General features: G+C 58.3%; 14 protein-coding genes and 3 pseudogenes. 3 read left to right on the top strand and 14 right to left on the bottom strand.

Translation table 11 applies throughout. The annotated features are described in order from the left end of the window. Positions 1-154 precede the first annotated feature (154 nt). The 4 genes and pseudogenes from B7L09_RS18815 to B7L09_RS18800 all read right to left on the bottom strand — a co-directional run. Entirely contained in the window at positions 155-1,267 is a 1,113-nt protein-coding gene (locus B7L09_RS18815) for a polyamine ABC transporter substrate-binding protein (RefSeq protein ID WP_094470105.1), read from the bottom strand. 170 nt (positions 1,268-1,437) lie between these two features. Beyond that, complete coding sequence (locus B7L09_RS18810) at positions 1,438-2,802, bottom strand: aspartate aminotransferase family protein (protein ID WP_094470104.1); 1,365 nt, start codon at positions 2,800-2,802, stop codon at positions 1,438-1,440. Positions 2,803-2,860: 58 nt separating this feature from the next. After that, positions 2,861-4,219 carry a glutamine synthetase family protein gene (locus tag B7L09_RS18805; RefSeq protein WP_094470103.1) on the bottom strand — a complete coding sequence of 453 codons (1,359 nt, stop codon included), beginning with the start codon at positions 4,217-4,219 and terminating at the stop codon, positions 2,861-2,863. 102 nt (positions 4,220-4,321) lie between these two features. Further along, positions 4,322-4,636: pseudogene (locus B7L09_RS18800) on the bottom strand (gamma-glutamyl-gamma-aminobutyrate hydrolase family protein); the annotation flags it as partial. A gap of 278 nt (positions 4,637-4,914) precedes the next feature. Here B7L09_RS18800 and B7L09_RS18795 point away from each other — a divergent pair. Together B7L09_RS18795 and B7L09_RS18790 are read left to right on the top strand one after the other, a co-directional pair. After that, positions 4,915-6,291 carry a glutamine synthetase family protein gene (locus B7L09_RS18795; protein WP_053258553.1) on the top strand — a complete coding sequence of 459 codons (1,377 nt, stop codon included), beginning with the start codon at positions 4,915-4,917 and terminating at the stop codon, positions 6,289-6,291. A 266-nt stretch (positions 6,292-6,557) separates the two neighbouring features. Continuing rightward, positions 6,558-7,196 (top strand): TetR/AcrR family transcriptional regulator, encoded by a 639-nt coding sequence (locus B7L09_RS18790; protein ID WP_094470101.1) that lies wholly within the window; start codon positions 6,558-6,560, stop codon positions 7,194-7,196. Positions 7,197-7,393: 197 nt separating this feature from the next. Here the strand turns inward: B7L09_RS18790 and B7L09_RS18785 are convergent, their stop codons facing one another. From B7L09_RS18785 to B7L09_RS18745, 9 genes and pseudogenes are all read right to left on the bottom strand, one after another. After that, a complete protein-coding gene (locus B7L09_RS18785) occupies positions 7,394-7,609 on the bottom strand; it encodes a TOBE domain-containing protein (RefSeq protein WP_020291765.1) in 216 nt (71 codons plus the stop codon). 104 nt (positions 7,610-7,713) lie between these two features. Next, positions 7,714-8,520 carry an aliphatic sulfonates ABC transporter ATP-binding protein gene (gene ssuB / locus B7L09_RS18780; protein ID WP_094470100.1) on the bottom strand — a complete coding sequence of 269 codons (807 nt, stop codon included), beginning with the start codon at positions 8,518-8,520 and terminating at the stop codon, positions 7,714-7,716. Next, the gene (gene ssuC / locus B7L09_RS18775) at positions 8,517-9,299 is read right to left on the bottom strand and encodes an aliphatic sulfonate ABC transporter permease SsuC (protein WP_094470099.1); all 783 of its coding nucleotides are present in this window, start codon (positions 9,297-9,299) and stop codon (positions 8,517-8,519) included. Before ssuC ends, ssuB begins: the two co-directional genes overlap by 4 nt. Before the next feature lie 8 nt (positions 9,300-9,307). After that, positions 9,308-10,456: an FMNH2-dependent alkanesulfonate monooxygenase gene (gene ssuD, locus B7L09_RS18770; protein WP_094470098.1), complete on the bottom strand. Its 1,149-nt coding sequence runs from the start codon at positions 10,454-10,456 to the stop codon at positions 9,308-9,310. A gap of 25 nt (positions 10,457-10,481) precedes the next feature. Next, the gene (locus tag B7L09_RS18765; protein ID WP_094470097.1) at positions 10,482-11,447 is read right to left on the bottom strand and encodes a sulfonate ABC transporter substrate-binding protein; all 966 of its coding nucleotides are present in this window, start codon (positions 11,445-11,447) and stop codon (positions 10,482-10,484) included. A gap of 102 nt (positions 11,448-11,549) precedes the next feature. After that, positions 11,550-12,143 carry an NADPH-dependent FMN reductase gene (gene ssuE / locus B7L09_RS18760; protein WP_094470096.1) on the bottom strand — a complete coding sequence of 198 codons (594 nt, stop codon included), beginning with the start codon at positions 12,141-12,143 and terminating at the stop codon, positions 11,550-11,552. Between the two features lie 315 nt (positions 12,144-12,458). Beyond that, the gene (locus B7L09_RS18755; RefSeq protein WP_094470095.1) at positions 12,459-13,097 is read right to left on the bottom strand and encodes a peroxiredoxin; all 639 of its coding nucleotides are present in this window, start codon (positions 13,095-13,097) and stop codon (positions 12,459-12,461) included. Positions 13,098-13,389: 292 nt separating this feature from the next. Then, positions 13,390-14,729: pseudogene (locus B7L09_RS18750) on the bottom strand (OprD family porin). Between the two features lie 369 nt (positions 14,730-15,098). Continuing rightward, positions 15,099-16,436, bottom strand: coding sequence for an OprD family outer membrane porin (locus B7L09_RS18745; protein WP_094470094.1), 1,338 nt, complete (start codon positions 16,434-16,436; stop codon positions 15,099-15,101). 361 nt (positions 16,437-16,797) lie between these two features. Here B7L09_RS18745 and tauA point away from each other — a divergent pair. Further along, positions 16,798-17,013: pseudogene (gene tauA / locus B7L09_RS32880) on the top strand (taurine ABC transporter substrate-binding protein); the annotation flags it as partial. Between the two features lie 321 nt (positions 17,014-17,334). Here tauA and argA read toward each other — a convergent pair. Beyond that, a complete protein-coding gene (gene argA, locus B7L09_RS18735; protein ID WP_094470093.1) occupies positions 17,335-18,633 on the bottom strand; it encodes an amino-acid N-acetyltransferase in 1,299 nt (432 codons plus the stop codon). Between the last annotated feature and the right edge of the window lie 98 nt (positions 18,634-18,731).

Genomic DNA, 18,731 nt, shown 5'->3' with positions numbered 1-18,731 from the left:
GCCCCGCGTTACATGACAGTCATGGCTGCCCAGCAACAAAACCGGCGCGCAACTTACCCTCGAAAAACCGTTCCAGCAAAACTTTCTGTCATTTAATTACACCTGTTGCCGTCACCGCGCAGGCGATGGCAACAGGTTGTTGCCTCAAATCGGCTTATTTACCCGATTTAATCTTGGTCCAGCTGCGCGTCATGATCCGCTGGGTCGCGGCCGGCAAGTCGGCAATCGCGTACAGCTTGGCCAACACGTCCGCCGGCGGGTAGATGCCTGGATCGCTGGTGATTTCTTTATCAACCAAGGCGGTGGCTTTCTCGTTACCGTTCGGGAAGCGGACGCTGTTGGTGATAGCGGCCATGACTTCCGGCTTGAGCAGGTAGTTCATGAACTTGTAGGCAGCATCGACGTTTTCGGCATCTTTAGGGATGGCGACCATGTCATAGAAGCTACCGGCGCCTTCTTTCGGAATGTCGTAGGCAACCTTGACCTTGCCACCGGCTTCAGCCGCGCGGGACTTGGCTTGCTGGATGTCCCCGGAGTAGCCCACGGCCACGCAGATGTTGCCGTTGGCCAGGTCNGAGATGTACTTGGACGAGTGGAAGTAGCCCACCGAAGGACGAATCTTCAGGAACAGTGCTTCGGCTTCGGCCAGTTGTTTTTTGTCCTGGCTGTCGGTTGGATAGCCCAGGTAGTGCAACGCCACCGGAATCATCTCGGTTGGCGAATCGAGGAAACTGATACCGCACGACTTCAGCTTGGCGGCGTTTTCAGGTTTGAACAGCAAGTCCCAGGAATTGGTTGGCGCATCGGCCCCCAGTGCAGCCTTGACCTTCTCGGCGTTGAAGCCAATACCAATCGAACCCCACATGTACGGGAAAGCATGTTCGTTGCCCGGGTCGCTGACCGACACCGCTTTGAGCAGGNCNGTGTTCAGGTTTTTCCAGTTAGGCAGCTTGGACTTGTCCAGCTTCTGGTAAACGCCAGCCTTGATCTGCTTGGCCAGGAAGTTGTTCGACGGCACGACGATGTCGTAGCCGGACTTGCCTGCCAGCAACTTGGCTTCCAGGGTCTCGTTGCTGTCNAAAACGTCGTAGACAACCTTGATGCCGGACTCGGTTTCGAACTTCTTGATGGTGTCCGGTGCGATGTAGTCGGACCAGTTATAGACGTGCAACACCTTGTCGTCCGCCTGAACCGCACCCGCCATTATGCCCATCAGGGACATGGCGAGGAGTGTCTTGCCAGCAAGCTTTTTTCCTAATGCCTTCATGCGTAATGCTCCAAATTTTTTCTTTTTTGAACCACTTTGTTCAGCGGCCGAACCCGGACAACTGGAACCGCGGCTAGTCTGGCAAGATCCGAGGCGGTCTTTCAAGGAAAGGCCTCCCTTTAGAACTGCTCTGAGCGAAAGTTTCATGACTCCCGCCCAGAGCCTAGCACTTAGCCCTGCAACGCACTCAGGGTCAGGTCCAGGCACTTGCGGGCCTTGGATACCAGCTCATCGATTTCAGCCTTGGTAATCACCAGCGGTGGAGCAATGATCATGGTGTCGCCCACGGCGCGCATGATCAGGCCATTCTCGAAGCAGAACGTGCGGCAGATCATGCCCACACCACGGCCTTCGTAACGTTTGCGCGTGGCCTTGTCCTGCACCAGCTCAATCGCCCCGAGCATGCCGACCCCACGTACTTCCCCCACCAACGGGTGATCGTTCAGTTCCCGTAGACGCTTTTGCAAATAGGGTGCCGTTTCGGCATGAACGCGCTCGATAATTTTTTCTTCGCGCAGGATCCGGATGTTTTCCAGGGCTACCGCTGCCGCCACCGGGTGACCGGAATAGGTGAAGCCGTGGTTGAAATCACCGCCTTCATTGAGCACGGCAACCACGTCGTCGTGCACGATCAGGCCACCCATAGGGATGTAACCCGAGGTCAGGCCCTTGGCGATGGTCATCATGTGTGGCTTGAGGCCGTAGAAGTCGCTGCCGAACCATTCACCGGTACGGCCGAAACCGCAGATCACTTCATCGGCGACGAATAGGATGTCGTACTTGGCGAGGATTTCCTTGATGCGCGGCCAGTAGGTCTCTGGCGGCACGATCACGCCACCGGCACCCTGGATCGGCTCGGCAATAAAGGCACCGACATTGTCCACGCCCAGTTCCAGGATCTTCTCTTCAAGCTGGTTGGCGGCCCATACCCCGAACTCTTCCGGGCTCATGTCGCCGCCTTCGCCATACCAGTACGGCTGGGCGATATGGGTGATGCCCGGGATCGGCAAGTCGCCCTGTTCATGCATGTACGTCATGCCGCCCAGGCTGGCGCCGGCCACGGTGGAGCCGTGATAGCCATTCTTGCGGCTGATGATGANTTTCTTCTTCGGCTGGCCCTTGATCGCCCAGTAGTGGCGGACCATGCGCAACATGGTGTCGTTGCCTTCCGAGCCTGAGCCGGTGAAGAACACGTGGTTCATGCCGGCCGGTGCGATCTCGGAAATCACCTTGGCCAGTTCCAGCACCGGTGGGTGAGCGGTCTGGAAGAACAGGTTGTAGTACGGCAGCTCTTTCATCTGCTTGGCGGCGGCGTCAGCCAGTTCGTCGCGACCGTAACCGATCGCCACGCACCACAGGCCGGCCATGCCGTCGAGGATCTTGTTGCCTTCGCTGTCCCACAGGTAAACGCCGTGGGCTTTGGTGATAATCCGTGGGCCTTTCACTTTCAATTGCTTGAAGTCGCTGAACGGCGCCAGGTGGTGATCATTGCTCAAGGCTTGCCATTCACGGGTTTGCGGGTTGTTGCTGGACATACCAATCTCCTAGACTTTTCAGGTGTGGGCGCGCCAATCCCAAGGCGCGCCCGACGCATCAGACGGCGAAGAGCAGGAATTCCCGCTCCCACGAACTGATCACGCGCTTGAAGTTTTCATGCTCGGCCCGCTTGACCGCGACGTAGCCTGTGATGAATTTTTGACCCAAATATTTTTCGATGGTCTTGCTGTTTTCCATACGCTCCAGGGCGTCTTCGATGGTCAACGGCAGGCGCAGGTTGCGGCGCTCGTAACCTCGGCCCACCACCGGCGCGCTCGGGTTATGGCCTTCGACCATACCGATGTAGCCGCACAGCAAGCTGGCGGCAATCGCCAGGTACGGATTGGCGTCGGCGCCCGGCAGGCGGTTTTCCACGCGACGGTTCTGCGGGCCGGCATCCGGTACGCGCAGGCCGACGGTGCGGTTTTCTTCGCCCCACTCCACGTTCACCGGCGCCGAGGTGTCGGGCAGGAAGCGGCGGAACGAGTTCACGTTCGGCGCAAACAGCGGCAGCAATTCAGGGATGAATTTCTGCAGGCCGCCAATGTGATTGAGGAACAGCTGGCTCATGGTCCCGTCTTCATTAGAGAAGACGTTCTTGCCGGTGGCGATGTCGATGATGCTCTGGTGCAAGTGCATCGCGCTGCCCGGCTCGCCGGTCATGGGCTTGGCCATGAAGGTGGCCGCCACGTTGTGCTTGAGCGCGGCTTCGCGCATGGTGCGCTTGAACACCAGGATCTGGTCGGCCAGGGACAGCGCATCGCCNTGACGGAAGTTGATTTCCATCTGCGCCGTGCCGTCCTCGTGGATCAACGTGTCGAGGTCCAGTTCCTGCAATTCGCACCAGTCGTAGACGTCCTCGAACAGCGGATCGAATTCGTTGGCCGCTTCTATAGAGAAGGACTGGCGACCGGTCTCCGGGCGCCCGGAACGGCCGATCGGCGGTTGCAGCGGGAAGTCCGGGTCGTCACTGCGCTTGGTCAGGTAAAACTCCATTTCCGGCGCCACGATCGGCTGCCAGCCCTTGTCGGCATAGAGTTTCAGAACCTTCTTGAGCACGTTTCGTGGCGACAGCTCGATCGGGTTGCCTTGCTTGTCGTAGGTGTCGTGAATCACCTGGGCGGTAGGCTCGATGGCCCAGGGCACCAGGAATACGGCGTTCTGGTCGGGACGGCAGATCATGTCGATGTCGGCCGGGTCGAGCAATTCGTAATAGATGTCGTCTTCGACATAGTCGCCGGTCACGGTCTGCAACAGAACGCTCTCGGGCAGGCGCATGCCTTTTTCGGCGATGAACTTGTTGGTCGGCGAGATCTTGCCCCGGGTGATGCCGGTGAGGTCGCCAATCATGCATTCGACTTCTGTGATCTTGTGGTCTTTCAACCAATCGGTGAGCTGGTCGAGGTTGTTACTCATAAATGCCTCTGGGCTGTGTTTCCTGACTCTAATAAGTCAGGCGTTGTTTGACGCATGGGCGTCGCGTGATACAGATTGCCACTGCAATAGCCGCGCACAAGTACCCACACGGGTAATGGCGTGGGTCAGCGAGAGCGTAGTGGAACGTGCAGAATCATGAGCAGAAGCCGTCGCGTTGGTCGGGCTGCCAGGGCGAAACGGTTCTATATTGGAAAGAGAGCCAGTAAAGAGAATGTCGTGCAGACCGTCCAGAATATCGGACGGGGACAGCCGGGTCGCCGGGGAAGGAAGAGTCGACGGCACGCCTGTGGCAACGCTTGCCTTGGCGTGGACGTAACGATCGCCACTGATGTGATAAGCATGCAGACCGATCTGTTTGGAGCAGGCGGTGACGCCGATTAACGGCAGGCGAGACATGAAGCACCCCGGTATTATTGCTGTTATGGGTTTGAATCGAGCTTAGCCTTGTTCATTTTTTTACACAACACCCCCGTAAAAAATACAACACGGCCCGCTCAAGCCTGCTAGTCCCAAGGCCTTCAAACCCAAAAAAACGCCCCAAAAAGCCCCAAAAAAGGCCTCAAGGCGCTTTTTTAGGGCAAAAAAGGCCTCGCTTGACTTCGGCAAGCCGTTCGGGTTGACTGAAACCAGAAAAGATCAATGATTGATATTTTTAACAACAAAGGTGTTGCATCATGTCGGTACCCCCGCGTGCCGTTCAGCTTAACGAAGCGAACGCGTTCCTTAAGGATCATCCTGAGGTTCTGTACGTAGACCTTCTAATTGCGGATATGAATGGTGTGGTGCGCGGCAAGCGCATCGAACGCACCAGCCTCCACAAGGTTTACGAGAAGGGCATTAACCTGCCTGCCTCTTTATTTGCCCTGGATATCAATGGCTCGACAGTGGAAAGCACTGGCCTGGGTCTGGACATCGGTGATGCTGACCGAATCTGTTATCCGATCCCTGACACCCTGTGCAATGAGCCGTGGCAAAAGCGCCCAACCGCGCAACTGCTGATGACCATGCACGAACTTGAAGGTGAACCTTTCTTCGCCGATCCTCGCGAAGTGCTCCGCCAAGTTGTCAGCAAGTTTGACGACCTCGGTCTGACCATCTGTGCTGCCTTCGAGCTTGAGTTCTACCTGATCGACCAGGAGAACGTGAACGGCCGCCCACAACCGCCCCGCTCGCCGATCTCCGGCAAACGCCCGCACTCGACACAGGTCTACCTGATCGACGACCTCGACGAATACGTCGACTGCCTCCAGGACATCCTGGAAGGTGCCAAAGAGCAAGGCATCCCGGCTGACGCCATCGTCAAGGAAAGTGCCCCGGCGCAGTTCGAAGTGAACCTGCACCACGTGGCCGACCCGATCAAGGCTTGCGATTACGCCGTACTGCTCAAGCGCCTGATCAAGAACATCGCCTACGACCATGAGATGGACACCACCTTCATGGCCAAGCCTTACCCAGGCCAGGCAGGNAATGGTCTGCACGTGCACATTTCGATCCTTGATAAAGAAGGCAAAAACATTTTTGCCAGCGAGGATCCCGAGCAGAACGCCGCATTGCGTCACGCGATCGGCGGTGTGCTCGAGACCCTACCCGCCCAAATGGCGTTCCTGTGCCCCAACGTCAACTCCTACCGTCGTTTCGGCGCACAGTTCTACGTGCCGAACTCGCCGTGCTGGGGCCTGGACAACCGCACTGTGGCGATTCGCGTACCCACGGGCTCCTCGGATGCCGTACGTATCGAACACCGTGTGGCCGGCGCCGACGCCAACCCTTACCTGCTGATGGCTTCGGTCCTGGCAGGCGTGCACCACGGTCTGACCAACAAGATCGAGCCTGGCGCTCCCGTGGAAGGCAACTCCTACGAGCAGAACGAGCAAAGCCTGCCGAACAACCTGCGCGATGCCTTGCGTGAGTTGGACGACAGCGAGGTGATGGCCAAGTACATCGATCCTAAATACATCGATATCTTCGTCGCCTGTAAGGAAAGTGAGCTGGAAGAGTTCGAACACTCCATCTCCGACCTTGAGTACAACTGGTACCTGCATACCGTGTAAGCAGTGGTTGTACTGAAAAACGCCTCCGGCCTTTGGTCTGTGGCGTTTTTTTATGGGTTTCTTCCGGTTGACCGAGTCGGCCTCATCGGGAGCAAGCCCCCTCCCACACTTGACTGCTTTTCAAGGTTGGACACTGGATTTTCTGTGAACATAAAATTTGTGTTCGACACCAATCAAATGTGGGAGCGGGCTTGCTCGCGAAGGCGGCCGAGAAGACAACACACAACCCTGCTCGTACAATGCCCCCTGCCCCGCAGGAGACTCCAATGACGCGCACCGCCACCGTTCGCAAACCCCGCGCCCGCAGCCAGGCCAGGATCGATGCGATCCTTGATGCCGCCCGCACGCTGCTGGCGGCCGAAGGGGTGGCCAGCCTGTCGATCTACAGCGTCGCCGAACGCGCGGAGATCCCGCCCTCCTCCGTCTACCATTTCTTCGCCAGCGTCCCGGCGCTGCTCGAAGCCTTGACGGCCGACGTCCACGCCGCGTTCCGCGCCTGCCTGCAAGCACCCATCGACCACCACGCCCTTAGTGGCTGGCGCGACCTGTCGCGAATCGTGGAGCAGCGCATGCTCGACATCTACGGCGAAGATGCCGCTGCCCGCCAACTGATACTCGCCCAGCACGGTCTGACCGAAGTCACCCAGGCCGACCGCCAGCACGACATCGAACTCGGTGACCTGATGCACAAGCTGTTCGATCATCACTTCGAGTTGCCGAAGTTGCCGACCGATGTCGATGTGTTTGCACTGGCGATGGAGCTCGGCGACCGCGTTTATGCGCGCTCGGTGCATCAGCATGGGCAGATTACGCCGCGCATGGCGGAAGAAGGGATGCGGGTGTTTGATGCGTATGTGGGGCTTTATTTGCCGGCGTACTTGCCAAAGCGGGCGGTGACTGGCTGATTGATGCATTGCCTGGGCAGGCGCCATCGCGGGCTTGCTCGCGAAAGCGGCCTTTATTTGTCGCTCACAAAATCTGCGTTCGCTGGAGATCGTTGTGGGAGCGGGCTTGCCCGCGATGGCTACACCGCTGAGTTCAAGACATGCATAAAAACCCCCGAAGGGCTCACGTCCTCCGGGGTTGCTCACAGTGCACGCCCTTACAACTTGGCGATCGACACCTCGGTGGATTTCACAAACGCGATCACTTCGCTGCCGACCACCAGTTCCAGCTCTTTCACTGAACGCGTGGTGATCACCGAAGTCACGATGCCGGACGCGGTCTGCACGTCGATTTCCGACAGCACGTCACCTTCTACGATTTCCTTGATAGTGCCTTTGAACTGGTTACGCACGTTGATGGCTTTAATAGTCATGGTGTTCTTCCTTCGAGGGACAAGTGAGTTATTGCGCCCAACGCAATTGACGCACGTTGATGGCTTTAATAGTCATGGTGTTCTTCCTTCGAGGGACAAGTGAGTTATTGCGCCCAACGCAATTGCGTCGGCAGCGGTGAAACAGGTTCGGGTTCCGGCGGCTGGCCGGGCAGCGCCAGCACGCGATTGAGCACTTCGGTTTCGAGCGCCGCCAGCCGATGGGAGCCGCGGACCCGAGGGCGGGGCAGCTCAACGAGCAGATCGAGGCCGACTTCACCCTCTTCGATCAGGATTACCCGGTCGGCAATCGCCACGGCCTCGCTGACATCGTGGGTCACCAGCAACACGGTGAAGCCGTGCTTCTGCCACAGCCGTTCGATCAGCTGCTGCATTTCAATTCGGGTCAGGGCGTCCAGCGCGCCCAGGGGTTCGTCCAGTAACAGCAAGCGCGGCTGGTGGATCAGCGCGCGCGCCAGGGCCACACGTTGCTTCTGCCCACCGGACAAGGCCGCCGGCCACTCATTGGCGCGATCCGCCAGACCGACCGACTCCAGCGCTTCAAGCGCTTGCGCCCGCCAGTTACCCTTGAGCCCNAGGCCCACGTTGTCGATGATCTTTTTCCACGGCAGCAGGCGGGCTTCCTGGAACATCAACCGCGTGTCCTCAATCGCTTCGCTCAGCGGTGCGGAGCCGGCCAACAGTTCGCCGCCGCTGGCTTTGTCCAGCCCGGCCAGCAGGCGCAGCAAGGTACTTTTGCCACACCCACTGCGACCGACCACGGCCACAAACTGCCCAGCGGGGATGTGCAGGTCGATGTCCTNTAACACTTGCCGTGAACCAAAGGCCTTNTGCAGCTTGCGCACCGCCAGCGGGATACCCTTGAGCAGGCGTGGAGGTTGTTGAGCGGTCATGCCGCACCTCCTTTATTCACTTGGTAAGCCGGATGCCAGCGCAGCCACACACGTTCCAGGCCGCGAGCAGCCAGGTCGGCGAGCTTGCCGAGGATGGCGTACATGACGATGGCCAATACCACCACGTCGGTTTGCAGGAATTCACGGGCGTTCATCGCCAGGTAACCAATGCCGGAGCTGGCCGAGATGGTTTCCGCCACGATCAGCGTCAACCACATAAAGCCCAGCGCAAAACGCACGCCCACCAGAATCGAAGGCAATGCGCCCGGCAGGATCACCTGACGGAACAAGCTGAAGCCGGACAAGCCGTAGCTGCGCGCCATTTCCACCAGCGCCGGGTCGACGTTGCGAATGCCGTGATACGTGTTCAGGTAGATCGGGAACAGCGTGCCGAGGGCGACCAGGAAAATCTTCGCGGTCTCGTCAATGCCGAACCACAGGATCACCAGCGGAATCAGCGCCAGGTGTGGCACGTTGCGGATCATCTGCACCGAGCTGTCCAACAGGCGTTCGCCCCATTTCGACAGGCCGGTGATAAAGCCCAGGGCCAGGCCGATGCTGCCACCGATCACAAAGCCCAGGCCGGCACGCCAGCCGCTGATGGCCAGGTGCGTCCAGATTTCGCCGCTGCGCACCAGGTTAACCCCGGCTTCGATCACCGCACTCGGCGCCGGCAGAATGCGTGTCGACAACCAACCCGCCGACACCGACAACTGCCACACCGCCAGCAACAACACCGGCAACGCCCACGGCGCGAGGTTGTGGATAATTCTCTTCATGGCGCGCCTCAGCTCTGGGACGCGGCTTTGGGAAGAATATCGTTGGCGACCATCTCGCCGAACGGGCTGACGTAACCGGCGCTTTTCGGCAACTCGGGACGTTCGATGTCCAGGTGCGGGAACAACAGCTCAGCCACGCGGTACGACTCTTCCAGGTGTGGATAACCGGAGAAGATGAAGGTATCGATGCCCAGCGCAGCGTATTCATTGACACGTGCCGCCACGGTCGGGCCATCACCCACCAGCGCNGTACCGGCACCGCCGCGCACCAGGCCGACACCGGCCCACAGGTTGGGGCTGACTTCCAGGTTGTCGCGGTTACCGCCGTGTAAGGCCGCCATGCGTTGCTGGCCGACGGAATCGAAGCGCGCGAGGGAGGCCTGGGCACGGGCGATGGTCTCGTCGTCCAGATGGGAGATCAGCCGATCCGCCGCTTGCCAGGCTTCGGCGTTGGTTTCGCGGACGATCACGTGCAAGCGAATGCCGAAGCGCACGGTGCGACCCAACTTCGCCGCTTTGGCGCGCACTTGCTCAATCTTCTCGGCAACGGCGGCCGGTGGCTCGCCCCAGGTCAGGACCATTTCCACCTGTTCGGCGGCCAGGTCNTGGGCGGCTTCGGAGGAGCCGCCGAAGTACAGCGGCGGACGCGGCTGCTGGATCGGTGGATAGAGCAACTTGGCGCCTTTCACGCTGATGTGCTGACCGTCGTAATCAACGGTTTCGCCTTCCAGCACGCGACGCCAGATGCGGGTGAATTCCACGGAGGCCTGATAGCGCTCTTCGTGGCTGAGGAACAAACCGTCGCCGGCCAGCTCTTCCGGATCACCACCGGTCACCAGGTTAAACAGCGCACGGCCACCGGACAGGCGGTCCAGGGTCGCCGCCTGACGCGCAGCCACCGTCGGGGAAATGATCCCGGGGCGCAGGGCGACAAGGAATTTCAGACGCTGGGTCACCGGGATCAGCGAGGCGGCCACCAGCCACGAGTCTTCGCAGGAGCGGCCGGTCGGGATCAACACCCCGCCGAAACCCAGGCGGTCGGCCGCCTGTGCCACTTGTTGCAGGTAACCATGGTCGACGGCGCGAGCGCCTTCGGCGGTACCCAGGTAATGGCCGTCGCCGTGGGTAGGCAGGAACCAGAAAATATTGAGGCTCATGGAGTTGTCTCCTGAAGAAGTCGAATTACGGCGCTTTGGCAACGGCGGCGGGTGGCGTCCAGATCACGTCCTTGATGCTCAAGGGTTTGGGGATCAATTTGAGCTGGTAGAAGCTGTCGGCGATTTTCTGCTGGGCGGCGACCACTTCCGGGGTCAGGAACAATGCGCCGTAGCCTTGGCGTTTCACCGAGGTCAGGGTGATGTCCGCTGGCAGGCCGAGCAGTGGCGAAACCTGTTTGGTCACGTCTTCGGGATTGGCTTTTGACCACTCGCCGACGGCGCGCACTTCTTCCACGAGGGTCTTGATCACCTCAGGATTTTTNTGNGCATACGGCTTGGTCGCGAGGTAGAACTGGTGGTTGTCGGCGATGCCGGTGCCGTCACGCAGGGTGCGCGCTTGCAGTTGTTTCTCGGCGGCGGCCTGGTACGGGTCCCAGATCACCCAGGCGTCTACGCTGCCTCGCTCGAACGCAGCGCGGGCATCGGCCGGCGGCAGGAATACGGTCTGGATGTCGGTGTATTTGAGGCCGGCGTCTTCCAGTGCGCGGACCAACAAGTAGTGGACGTTGGAGCCTTTGTTCAGGACGACTTTCTTGCCCTTGAGGTCCTNCACCGACTTGATCGTCGAGTCTTTGGGCACCAGGATCGCTTCACTGGTCGGTGCTGGCGGTTCGTAGGCGACATAAAGCAGATCGGCGCCGGCGGCCTGGGCGAATACCGGCGGGGTTTCGCCGGTGACGCCGAAGTCGATGGAACCGACGTTCAGGCCTTCGAGCAGCTGCGGGCCGCCGGGAAACTCAGTCCATTGCACGTCCACACCTTGGGCGGCGAGGCGTTTTTCGAGGGTGCCTTTGGCTTTGAGCAGCACCAGGGTGCCGTACTTTTGATAACCGATCCGAAGCGTCTCGGCCTGAGCTTGAGTAATGGCGCCGAAGGTGACAGCCGCTGCAAACAGAGCGACCAGACCACGACGCAAGATGACAGTGCGCATGGCGCTCTCCNNNAATGCGNTTGGGTNTTGGCTGCACCTGCTTGGCCGTTGGCGGCTGAGTAAGGTGAGTACTACANATTCAGGGGTGGCTTGAGTGCTGACTTAAATGCTCCAGCGAGCACTCAACAAACGTTCATTCAACAGGTTCGGATCGAGCGGCTTCGGCCGTCGGGCCATGGCGCTGAAAAACAGCTCCAGCGATTCATTCAGTCGTTGTTCCAGCTCTGGTGCCAACTGCGCCTGGGCGCTGCCTTCGCCGTAAGCGATCTGGCTGTCTTCGGCAAAGATGCCGTGGAGCAACTCTTGGGCTTTGAGGGCCGACAACACCGGCTTCAAGGCGTAGTCCACCGCCAGCATGTGGGCGATGCTGCCGCCGGTGGCCATCGGTAAGACGATCTTGTGAGCCAGGGCGCGCTCAGGCAGCAGATCGAGCACGGTTTTCAGCGCGCCCGAGAACGACGCCTTGTAGACCGGGGTGGCGATCAGCAGGCCGTCGGCATTTTCAATCTGTTGCAGCAGATCGATCACCTTCGGGCTGTCGAAGCGTGCATGCAGCAAGTCTTCGGCCGGGAAGTCCCGTATCTGATAACTCACCACTTCCACACCTTGCTGCTGCAACCAGCGTTGGGAGCGCTCCAGCAGCACCCCGGAACGGGAGCGTTGGCTGGGACTGCCACCGAGTGAGACGACCAACATTCAGGCGATTCCTTGAACGGTGTTGGCGATTCGCGGTTTGCGATCTCGCTGTGATGGAGGTGACCTTAACAGGTGATTGTTATATCCATAAATCATATTTATTCATTTGGTTATTCACTTTGGAGATATAGAAAAACGCTTCCTGCGGACGAAAAAAAAGGCCGTCGAAACGGCCTGAAATCCCCTGCTTTATGGATTCTGCGATGGCGATACCAGCCGCGCCAAAAATGCTGATGACTTACCTGTTGGGCTGTGNATCCCCTGCTTTATGGATTCTGCGATGGCGATACCAGCCGCGCCAAAAATGCTGATGACTTACCTGTTGGGCTGTGGCGTCAGGCGCAGGTACGGNTTCACCGCGCGATAACCTTTCGGAAAGCGTTGCTTGATCTCTTCCTCGTCCTTGAGCGACGGCACGATCACCACTTCATCGCCGTCCTGCCAGTTGGCCGGGGTGGCCACCTTGTAGTTGTCGGTGAGTTGCAGCGAGTCAATCACCCTCAGGATCTCGTGGAAATTGCGCCCGGTACTCGCCGGGTAGGTGATGGTCAGGCGAACCTTCTTGTTCGGGTCGATCACGAACAAGGAGCGCACGGTGAGGGTGTCACTGGCGTTCGGGTGGATCAGGTCGTACAGGTCCGACACCTTGCGATCGGCATCCGCCAGGATCGGGAAGTTAACGACCGTGTTCTGGGTTTCGTTGATGTCTTCAATCCACTTGTGGTGCGAGTCCACCGGGTCTACCGACAGGGCGATGGCTTTGACACCGCGATTGGCGAACTCATCCTTGAGCTTGGCAGTGAAGCCCAGTTCGGTGGTGCACACCGGCGTGAAATCCGCCGGATGGGAAAACAGCACGCCCCAGCTATCGCCCAGCCACTCATGGAAACGAATCTTGCCGGCGCTGGAATCCTGTTCGAAGTCGGGGGCGATGTCGCCCAATCTTAGGCTCATGGTGCTGCTCCTGGTGAGTGCTTGTTGAGCTCAACTGTGCCTGTGTTCCTTATGGATTAAAAAGAATAAATATCGATTTATTTAGATCATAAGTGAATATTAAATATCTGTTCACTGGACCTGCGCGAGCATCAGGACGAACATCGCCCACGAGGTTCGAGAAGGCCTTGAGTGGCTGCAAAGAGGGAATTTTCACGGCGGGATTACGGGGGTGACCCCGCCTTGAAAACGTAAAAGCCCCGCCCGGCGAGATGCCGGGCGGGGCTTTTTTTCAGCGGTTACGCGAGCGCTATTACAACAGCGGGATCGAGTAGCTGACGATCAGACGGTTTTCGTCCTGGTCGCGCTGACCTGGGACGTCGTTGCGCCACATGGCGTTTTTCCACGTGAGGCCCAGGTTTTTCAGTGGGCCGCTCTGGACTACATAGGCCAGGGTCAGGTCGCGTTCCCACTGGNGATATCGCGTTCCCACTCAGACTTGTCGCCAGCGGTGGTCTGGATATTGGTACCTTTGAGGTAAACAATACCAGCGGTCAGGCCAGGCACGCCGATTTTGGCGAAGTCATACGCGTAACGAGCTTGCCAGGTGCGCTCGCCGGCACGGGCGAACTTCTGGATTTGCATGTCGGTCGTGGTGCTGTTCGACGAACCGTCGCCTTGGTTCAGCCAAGGGAAGTCACTGCTGCCGTTGCTGACCTGGTAACCGCCACCGAAGGTGTGACCAGCAACGGTATACAGGAACAGGCCGCTGTAAAGGTTGTTGTCAACTTTGCCCCGGCCAGCGCGGAAGCCCTGATAGTTACCGGAGCTGAAATAAGTCGAATCGTGGCCGTTGGCACCATCGTCAGAGCTGTTGAAGTAACGCAAGTCAGACTTCAGCACACCTGGACCGATCGACCAGTTGTGAACCAGACCCAGGAAGTGTTGCTTGTAGAAGTCTTCCAGGTTGCCGTAGTAATACTGGGCAGTCAGGTCTTTGGTGATCTTGTAGTCGCCACCACCGTAGATGAACTTGTTGCTGTCACGGCCGGAAGCAGTACGACCATTAGCACCAGCGATCGACAACTCTTCGTTGTTGCTGGAGTTACGGCCCTTGACGTGCTCGATCTGACCACCGATCAGTGTCAGGTCCTTGATCTCGTTCGAAGTGATCTGACCGCCCTGGAAGGTTTGCGGCAGCAGACGACCGTCGTTGGTCACGATCACCGGCAGTTTTGGCTGCAGGGTGCCCAATTTCAGTTCGGTCTGGGAAATCTTGGCTTTAGCAGTCAGGCCTAGGCTGGAGAAGTTATCAACTGCTTCGCCGTTGGACTTGCTTGGAAATACAGTACCGCCATAAGAACCATAGTTCGTGGCATTTGTGCCGCCGCCCGAATCCAGACGCACGCCCAGCAGGCCGATGGCATCGATACCGAAACCAACGGTGCCTTGGGTGTAACCGGAGGTGAAACGCAGATCGAAGCCTTGGCCCCATTCTTCGTTCNTNTTGGTGCCCGAATCACGGTTATCGTTATTGATATAGAAGTTACGCAGACCCAGAGTGGCCTTGCTGTCTTCGATGAAACCGGCGGCGCCTGCCTGCTGCGCCAAAACCCCTACGGCCACAGCCAGGGCCAAGGTGGACTTGTTCATTTGTTTCGCTCCTATCGTTTCTAATGCTTGTGTTCCTGGTCCTGGGTCGAATGCCCTGGATCCTAAGACGCGCAATTTTTGCCGAACTCTCTAGCCCGGTCGTTTTGGCCGCGCAGGATACATCGTCATAAAGCCAAAAAGAATTGTGTGATCCTTTTTCATAGCGTTACGGAATATGTCATTATTTTTAATGCTAACGGGGATTATTTTGCTTAACGCCGGGCTCCATGCTGAGTACCGGACGGGGCCTACTTTAGGTGCTGACAAAAAAAACTAAAAAGAATAAAAAATACGCAACACTGTGGTTTTTGGAATATATACAGGCAAAAAAAAGCCTCGCCTGCCGGCAAGGCTTTTTCTGGCGACTTGTTACATGAAGCTGTAGGTGTAGTTGAAGATCAGACGGGTCTGATCCTGATCAAGGGTGCTGGTGTTGCCGCGATACATACCGTGACGCAGCGTCGTGCCAAACCCTTTAAGCGGACCCGTTTGAATCACGTAATCCACACGCAGGTCGGTTTCCCGCTCGTTCAGGTCCTTACCCACACCGCTGGTGGCCTTGATGTCCTGGCCATACAAGTAAGCAGCCGAAGCTTTCAGACCTGGCACACCCAACGAAGCGAAGTCATAGGAATACTGGCCATACGAGGTATTTTCACCGGCACGGATAAAGCTGCCGACCGTGGCGTCGGTGAACGAGTAGAAGCTGGCGCCGCCAGCACCTTCGTTGCGCCCTCTGCCGTCAACCACGTTGCCCTGGTTCAGGAAAACGAAGCCGCCGTCATCGCTGACACGCTGATGCCCGAGCAGAAACGCGCTGCCACCCAGGGTATAGGTGAATGTGGCGCTCCAGGTCTTGTTATCGACCACGCCCGCGTGCTTGGCGTAGCCACCGTTGTTGTTGAACTGGTAGCCGGCCTCACCGTTTTTGCCATCGCTGGTGCTGTCGAAGTAACGAAGATCGGTCTTGAACGACTGGTTCGGAGCGATCGGGTAGACGTGCACCAGGCCGAGGAAATTCTGCTTGTAGTAGTTTTCCAGGTTCGCGTAGTAGTACTGCAGCGTCAGCTCTTTGGTAACCGCCCAGTCTGCACCGGCGTAGCGGAACTGGTTACTGTCCTGAGTGCCACCCGCCACGGCCAGGCCAGTGCTGTTGGAGGATGCACGACCTGTCGCGTGCTCCAACTGACCTACGTTAAAGGTGAAGTTGTCGATTTCCTTCGAGGTGATAGTGCCACCTTCAAAGGTCTGTGGCAGCACGCGGCTATCGTTCGCAATCAGGATCGGCATGTTTGGTTGCAGAGCGCCACCGTAGTGGGCCTCTGTCTTCGAGAATCGTGCCTTGACGTTGGCCGCCGCACGGGTCCATGAACTCTCTGCCGAACCATCGGAGTCGCTAGGGCTGAAGGAGTTATTGTCCGGGTGATGGCCCTTGCCACCGTCCAGATGGAGACCGACCATTGCCTGGGCGTCGATACCGAAACCTACGACACCTTGAGTGAAGCCCGACTTGTAATCGAACTTCAGACCCTCGGCAGCCTCTCGCTGCCGGTTAGCAGGAGTCTTGGCACCTTCACGGTTGTCGGCGTCGAAATAATAGGTACGAGAACTAACGGAAGCCTTGCTGTCTTCGATGAAACCCGCGGCGCCTGCCTGCTGCGCCAAAACCCCAACGGCCACGGCTAACGCCAAGGTGGACTTGTTCATTGTGAAGCTCCTCTCGATTCTAATTCTTGTGTTCCTGGCCCCAAGTCGATGCTCGGGATCCTAAGATGCGCGATTAGCGCCAGANCGAGACCCACAAGTCAATGTAACTATGTGTGTCTACGACTATGGTCTAACCCTCCGTTTTTTGGTCCATACAGGTCATGAGTTCGTCATAAACCTGAAAAGAACTAGCTAATTCATTTCTCATACCGATTGGAAATTAAGCTGCGAACTCATCAACGAGTCGAGAATAGAGCCTCCAGCCCATAAGCTAATTCCTAAATGGTATTTGTCAGCTGTTTTTTAGATCGTTTAGCGTTTGAAGCAATTCGGAAACAATCCCCTACCGAAAGGCGACGCCATGACGACCAAACGCGCACTATCCAGACCGATTGTTACAGTTTGTGTATCGCTATTATTTTCGCTCGGCGCTCAAGCGGCGAACCTCACGGTTGGTTATCAAACCGGTATCGACCCCAGCAAAGTCCCCCAGGCCGACGGTGTTTACGAAAAGACCATTGGCGAAAAAATCGACTGGCGTCGTTTCAACAGCGGCCCGGAAGTGGTGACAGCCATTGNCCGGCTCAACGTTCCCGGATGCCAAGGCCCAACAGACTACTGCGCTGCTGGACGGCGGCACGGCGAAGGCCATTGGCGAGACGGCGAAGTTCTTGAAGGAACAAGGGAAGGTAGAAACGGTGCTGCCGGATTATTCGGCGTATGTCAGCGCGAAGTTTGTCGCTGAATAACACCCGAAATGATCGTTCCCACGCTCTGCGTGGGAACGATCAAGCCTGCGGTTACAAGGCCTTTTGCGTATGTCAGCGCGAAGTTTGTCGCTGAATAACACCCGAAATGATCGTTCCCACGCTCTGCGTGGGAACGATCAAGCCTGCGGTTACAAGGCCTTTTCAAAGATCTTCGAATTACGCTGATAGTTGTACAGCGACGCACGCGCCGANGGCAGGCGATCCACACTGCTCGGTACAAACCCACGCTCACGGAACCAGTGGGCGGTACGCGTGGTGAGGACAAACAGCGTCTTCAAACCCTGCGCTCGGGCTCGGGTCTCGATTCGCTCCAGCAACACATCACCGCGCGCGCCGTGGCGGTATTCCGGGTTCACCGCCAGGCATGCCAACTCACCGGCATCCGAGTCTGCGATTTGATACAGCGCCGCACAGGCGATGATCATGCCTTCGCGCTCGACCACACTGAACTGCTCGATCTCACGCTCCAGCACTTCGCGCGAACGCCGTACCAGGATGCCCTGCTCTTCCAGCGGGCTGATCAGGTCGAGCAAACCACCGACATCTTCAATCGCCGCTTCGCGTACCAGTTCAAATTGCTCCTGGGCCACCAGCGTACCGCCGCCGTCCCGGGTGAACAGCTCGGTCAGCAGCGCACCGTCTTCCGCGTAGCTGACGATATGGCTGCGGGCGACACCGCCCCGGCACGCTTCAGCCGCCGCATCCAGCAGCTCCGCCTGATAGTTGCTGCCCAAGCGCTGCAAATGCGCCGGGACTTGTTGCGGACGCAGCTCACGCACCAGCCGACCGTTTTCATCGATCAAGCCGAGGTCGGCACCGAACAGCAGCAATTTGTCCGCCCCCAGGTCGATGGCCGCGCGCGTGGCGACGTCTTCGCAGGCCAGGTTGAAGATTTCCCCGGTGGGCGAGTAACCCAACGGCGACAGCAGCACGATGGAGCGCTCGTCCAACAGACGGTTGATGCCCTTGCGGTCGACCCGGCGCACTTCGCCAGTGTGGTGGTAATCCACGCCTTCCAGCACACCGATCGGCCGCGCGGTAACCAGGTTGCCGCTGGCCACCCGCAGGCGCGAGCCTTGCATCGGCGACGAGGCCATGTCCATGGACAGGCGCGCCTCGATAGCAATACGCAGGTGGCCGACCGCGTCGATCACACACTCCAGCGTCGCGGCATCGGTGATGCGCANNCCTTCGTGGTAATGCGGGGTCAGGCCGCGTGCGGCAAGGCGGGTTTCGATTTGCGGACGGGAACCGTGAACCAGCACCAACCGCACGCCCAAGCTGTGTAACAGCACGAGGTCGTGGACGATGTTGCCGAAATTCGGATGCTCAACGCCGTCGCCGGGCAGCATGACGACGAAGGTGCAATCGCGGTGGGCATTGATGTAAGGCGAAGCGTGACGAAGCCAATTAACGTATTCGGGCATAAACCTGGGCCTGTAATAAAAAGCAGCCAAAAAAGGATGAATCGTGAAAACGCACAGCGGGCTGATGGTTATCGTCGGAACAGGCTTGGCGACACGCG

The organism is Pseudomonas mandelii, from assembly GCF_002251635.1.
GTDB lineage: Bacteria > Pseudomonadota > Gammaproteobacteria > Pseudomonadales > Pseudomonadaceae > Aquipseudomonas > Aquipseudomonas mandelii_B.
Note: the sequence above shows the minus strand (reverse complement) of the source record. Positions and strands in the feature narration are given on the sequence as shown.